The sequence below is a fragment of the Acidovorax sp. HMWF018 genome (assembly GCF_003061035.1).
Classification (GTDB): Bacteria; Pseudomonadota; Gammaproteobacteria; order Burkholderiales; family Burkholderiaceae_C; genus Acidovorax; species Acidovorax delafieldii.
In genome coordinates, this window is the sequence record NZ_QAIM01000519.1 from 1 (window position 1) to 4266 (window position 4266).

Here is a 4266-nt window from a genome sequence, read left to right on the forward strand (position 1 = left end):
TGCCACGGCGCCGACAACCGCGCCATGGTCGATGCCTGCCTGTCCAGCGGTGGCAAGGCGCGCGGCGTGGCCACGGTCAAGCGCTCGGTGACCGATGAAGAATTGCAGGCCCTGCACGCCGCCGGTGTGCGCGGCGTGCGCTTCAACTTCGTCAAGCGCCTGGTGGACTTCACGCCCAAGGACGAGCTGCTGGAGATCGCCGGCCGCATCGCCAAGCTCGGCTGGCATGTGGTGATCTACTTCGAGGCGGTGGACCTGCCCGAGCTGTGGGATTTCTTCACGGCCTTGCCTACCACCGTGGTGGTGGACCACATGGGCCGGCCCGACGTGACCAAGCCCATCGATGGGCCCGAGTTCGAGCTGTTCCTGAAGTTCATGCGCCAGCACCCCAACGTGTGGAGCAAGGTCAGTTGCCCCGAGCGCCTGTCGGTCACCGGGCCGAAGGCGCTCAACGGCGAGCAGGCGGCCTACCAGGACGTGGTGCCGTTCGCGCGAAAGGTGGTGGAGGAGTTCCCCGACCGCGTGCTCTGGGGCACCGACTGGCCGCACCCCAACCTCAAGGACCACATGCCCGACGACGGCCTGCTGGTGGACTTCATCCCCCACATCGCGCCCACGGCCGAGCTGCAAAAGAAGCTGCTCGTGGACAACCCCATGCGCCTGTATTGGCCCGAAGAGGCGAAGTAAGGAGAGCGCGCCATGTCCCTCGACAAACCCTACCTCGACGTGCCCGGCACCATCATCTTCGATGCCGAGCAGTCCCGCAAAGGCTACTGGCTCAACCAGTTCTGCATGTCGCTGATGAAGGCAGAGAACCGCGAGCGCTTCAAGGCCGACGAGCGCGCCTACCTCGACGAATGGGCCATGACCGAGGAACAGAAGCAGGCCGTGCTGGCCCGCGACCTCAACTGGTGCATGCGCACGGGCGGCAACATCTACTTCCTGGCCAAGATCGGCGCCACCGACGGCAAGAGCTTCCAGCAGATGGCCGGCAGCATGACCGGCATGACCGAGGAGGAATACCGCAACATGATGGTCGGTGGCGGCCGCTCCCCGGAGGGCAACCGTTTTCTCGGCGAGGACGGCGACGCCCAGCCGCAACACCAACCCCAAGGCAAGGCCGGCCATAAAACCACGGGCAGCAACTGACATGGCCAAGATCACCGCATCCGTCTACACCTCCCACGTGCCCGCCATCGGCGCCGCCATCGATCTGGGCAAGACCCAGGAACCGTACTGGCAGCCGCTGTTCGCGGGCTACGACTTCTCCAAGGAATGGGAAAAGGCCCAGAAGCCCGACGTGGTGTTCCTGGTCTTCAACGACCACGCCACCGCGTTCAGCCTGGACATGATCCCGACCTTCGCCATCGGTACGGCCGCCGAGTACCAGCCCGCCGACGAAGGCTGGGGCCCGCGCCCTGTGCCCGCCGTCCACGGCCATCCGGCGCTGGCGGCGCACATCGCGCAGTCCGTCATCCAGGACGACTTCGACCTCACCATCGTCAACAAGATGGACGTGGACCACGGCCTCACCGTGCCGCTGTCGCTGATGTTCGGTCAGCCCCCCCAGTCCGACTATCGCTGGCCCTGCAAGGTCATCCCGTTCGCCGTCAACGTGGTGCAGTACCCCGTGCCCTCGGGCAACCGCTGCTTCCAGCTGGGCAAGGCGATCCGCAAGGCCATCGAGTCGTTCGACGAAGACCTCAACGTGCAGATCTGGGGCACGGGCGGCATGAGCCACCAGCTGCAGGGCCCGCGCGCCGGCCTCATCAACAAGGACTGGGACAACCGGTTCCTGGACCGCCTCATCGCCGAGCCCGCCGAGCTGGCCAAGGTGCCGCACATCGAATACGTGCGCGAGGCCGGCAGCGAAGGCATCGAGCTGGTGATGTGGCTCATCGCCCGCGGCGCCATGGCCGACGTCGCTGGCGGACCTGCGCCCAAGGTGGTGTACCGCTTCTTCCATGTGCCCGCCAGCAACACCGCGGTGGGCCACCTGATCCTGGAGAATCAGCCCGCCTGAGGCTGGCTGATTTCGAATCAACCCGTAAAGGACCCCCACCATGACCATCAAAGTAGCCCTGGCCGGCGCCGGCGCCTTCGGCATCAAGCACCTGGACGGCATCAAGAACATCGACGGTGTCGAAGTCGTCTCCCTCGTCAGCCGCGACCTGGCCAAGACCCGGGAAGTGGCCGACAAGTATGGCATCCAGCACGTGACCACCAAGCTCGAAGACAGCCTGGCCATCAAGGAAGTGGACGCGGTGATCCTCTGCACCCCCACGCAGATGCATGCCAGCCAGTCCATCGCCTGCCTGGAAGCCGGCAAGCACGTGCAGGTCGAGATCCCGCTGTGCGACGTGCTGGCCGACGGCGAGAAGGTCGCCGCCCTGCAGAAGCAGACCGGCCTCGTCGCCATGTGCGGCCACACCCGCCGCTTCAACCCCAGCCACCAGTACGTGCACAAGAAGATCAAGGCGGGCGAGTTCAATATCCAGCAGATGGATGTGCAGACGTTCTTCTTCCGCCGCACCAACATGAACGCGCTGGGCCAGCCGCGCAGCTGGACCGACCACCTGCTGTGGCACCACGCCGCCCACACCGTGGACCTGTTCGCCTACCAGGCCGGCAGCCCGATCGTGAAGGCCAACGCGATCCAGGGCCCGATTCACAAGGAGCTGGGCATCGCGATGGACATGAGCATCCAGCTGCAGGCAGCCAACGGCGCCATCTGCACGCTCAGCCTCTCGTTCAACAACGACGGCCCGCTGGGCACCTTCTTCCGCTACATCGGCGACACCGCCACCTACATCGCGCGCTACGACGACCTGGTGCAGTCGCACAGCAAGGGCCCCGAGACGCCGGTGGACGTGAGCCAGGTCGACGTGAGCATGAACGGCATCGAGCTGCAGGACCGCGAGTTCTTCGCCGCGATCAAGGAAGGCCGGGAGCCCAATGCCAGCGTGGCACAGGTCCTGCCGTGCTACCAGGTGCTGAACGGCCTGGAACGGCAACTCAACTGAGTCCGCGCCATTTGGCACTGTATCGTTTCCACTGCCTGCACGGCAAGCGCCGCGGGCGTTCTTCCTGGGAGAAGCGCAATGCAGACACGCACCCTCGGCCCATTCGAAGTCAGCGCCATCGGTCTGGGCTGCATGAACCTCTCGCACGCCTACGGCGCGCCCGTCTCCGCCGACACGGGTGAGCGCGTGCTGCTGGCGGCGCTGGATGCCGGCGTGACGCTGTTCGACACGGCGGCGCTGTACGGCTTCGGTGCCAACGAGGAGTTGGTGGGCCGCGTCCTCCGGCCCCATCGCCAGCGCATCACCCTGTGCAGCAAGGGCGGCATGGCCGGCGTGAAGGGCGAGGACGGCGTGACGCGCCGCGTGATCGACGGCCGCCCCGCCACGCTGCGCAGCAACTGCGAGGACAGCCTGCGCCGCCTGGGCACCGACGTGATCGACCTGTACTACCTGCACCGCTGGGACAAGCAGGTGCCCATCGAGGACTCGGTGGGCGAGCTGTCGCGGCTGGTCGCGGCAGGCAAGGTGCGGGCCATCGGCCTGTCGGAGGTCTCCGCCGCCACATTGCACCGCGCGCACGCCGTGCACCCCGTCGCCGCCGTGCAGACCGAGTACTCGCTGTGGACGCGCAACCCGGAGATCGCGGTGCTCGACGCGTGCCGCGAGCTGGGCGCGGCCTTCGTTGCCTTCAGTCCCCTGGCGCGCGGCTTCCTCTGCGGCGAACTCGTGGACGTGGGTGCGCTCCACGAGAAGGACATCCGCCGCGCCATGCCGCGCTTCGCGCCCGAGGCCTACGCGGCCAACCTGAAGCTGCTGGACGGCTACCGCAGGATCGCGCGGGACGCGGGCTGCACCCCGGCACAGCTGGCCCTGGCCTGGCTGCTGCACCAGGGCGGCCACATCGTCCCCATTCCCGGCACCACGAGCGTGGAACACCTGCTGGACGACCTGGGCGCCGCCAACATGCGGCTGCACGCCGCGGTGATCGAGCGGCTGAACGTTCTGATCAACGAACTTACCGTGGTCGGCCAGCGCTACAGCGCGCAGAGCGCGAACGAGGTCGACACCGAAGCCTTCTGAACCGCGAAGGCCCCTGGCGTCCGCGAGCCCGCCTTCGCGGTGTTGCGGGCGCCCTGCTGCCGGTTCCACACGGTGCGAGGGCAGGAATGCCCAGGCGCGAGGTTGTGAGGTTCACCCCGCCCTCCTCCGGCGGTCGGGCCGCGCCCCGGACCGCGTCAGGGTG

General features: G+C 67.2%; 5 protein-coding genes. All 5 read left to right on the plus strand.

Features of this window, described 5'->3' with window-relative positions; genetic code table 11:
- On the plus strand, nucleotides 1–687 hold a 687-nt coding region (locus tag DBR23_RS22110), incomplete at its 5' end, for an amidohydrolase family protein (RefSeq protein ID WP_108499595.1).
- Nucleotides 688–699: 12 nt separating this feature from the next.
- Nucleotides 700–1149 (plus strand): protocatechuate 4,5-dioxygenase subunit alpha, encoded by a 450-nt coding sequence (gene ligA, locus DBR23_RS22115; protein WP_059400365.1) that lies wholly within the window; start codon nucleotides 700–702, stop codon nucleotides 1147–1149.
- A gap of 1 nt (nucleotide 1150) precedes the next feature.
- Complete coding sequence (locus DBR23_RS22120; RefSeq protein WP_059400364.1) at nucleotides 1151–2023, plus strand: class III extradiol dioxygenase subunit beta; 873 nt, start codon at nucleotides 1151–1153, stop codon at nucleotides 2021–2023.
- A gap of 40 nt (nucleotides 2024–2063) precedes the next feature.
- Entirely contained in the window at nucleotides 2064–3023 is a 960-nt protein-coding gene (locus tag DBR23_RS22125) for a Gfo/Idh/MocA family oxidoreductase (RefSeq protein WP_059400363.1), read from the plus strand.
- A 78-nt stretch (nucleotides 3024–3101) separates the two neighbouring features.
- Entirely contained in the window at nucleotides 3102–4103 is a 1002-nt protein-coding gene (locus DBR23_RS22130; RefSeq protein WP_017404468.1) for an aldo/keto reductase, read from the plus strand.
- The last annotated feature ends 163 nt before the right edge of the window (nucleotides 4104–4266 follow it).